The sequence below is a fragment of the Actinomyces sp. oral taxon 849 str. F0330 genome, from assembly GCF_000239715.1.
GTDB classification, from domain to species: domain Bacteria; phylum Actinomycetota; class Actinomycetes; order Actinomycetales; family Actinomycetaceae; genus Actinomyces; species Actinomyces johnsonii.
Map to the genome: position 1 here is coordinate 1 of NZ_JH470403.1, position 818 is coordinate 818.

Consider the following 818-nt stretch of genomic DNA (forward strand, 5'->3'; position numbering starts at 1 on the left):
GGAGCTGGCCCGTGCGCCTTCGGCCGCGGCCCGACGCAGTGCGTCGGCGACCTGCCCGGACTGGGTCAGTGCCAGGCGCGAGCCTCGCGTGCCCAGCCGAAGCCGCCGCGCGCTCGTTCCTGCGGTTGTCATGGCCATCTCCTCCCCGATACTCCTGGCCCTGTTCGCCCACGTGTTCGTACCTTAGGGGTACGAACTCGAGGCCCAATATACGAACGCGATGAGGACACCCGCCCCGGCGGGTCGTCTCATTCACCATGCGAGCTCACCAGCCGCGCGGCGGCGGCGCGGGCGTGCCCGACGACGGCCGCGATCCCCGTGCCCGCCACCCACGCCCCGGTGACCTCCAGTCCCGGAACCGGCGCGAGCTGCTCCTCCAGATGGGTTGTCCGCTCCCGGTGGGCGGGCGTCACCGGCGGCAGCGTCCCGTCCCAGCGCACCAGCATGTGGTCGACGACGTCGCCCGGCTCGATCCGCACCCCCGTCAGGACGGCCACATCAGCCAGCGCCACCGACAGATCCACCTCCGGGCGCGGCCGGCCAGGGCGGCCGTAGGACAGGCGCAGCGCGTGGACGTCCGGCCCGTGCAGCGCGCGCAGCTCGGCACCGATCCACGGCCACTTGGCACTCAGATGCGACAGGGCCTTGGCCCGGGCCGGGCAGGGCGCCTCATATGAGGCCGCATGCTCTGCCGGTGCGACGAGCAGACCCGAGCCCACCGGCTCCCCGTTCAACCCGGGAGCGCGCGCCACCAGCGTGAAGCGGGCGATCGGCGCCCCCACCGGCACACTCAGATCCGTCGCGCTCGCGGGCAGGGC

At 73.6% G+C, this 818-nt stretch carries 1 protein-coding gene; it reads right to left on the reverse strand.

Going from position 1 to position 818, the window contains the following annotated elements; genetic code table 11:
- Positions 1 to 248: 248 nt before the first annotated feature.
- Positions 249 to 818 (reverse strand): hypothetical protein (locus tag HMPREF0975_RS14345; protein WP_009234963.1); only part of this gene is annotated, 570 nt, incomplete at its 5' end.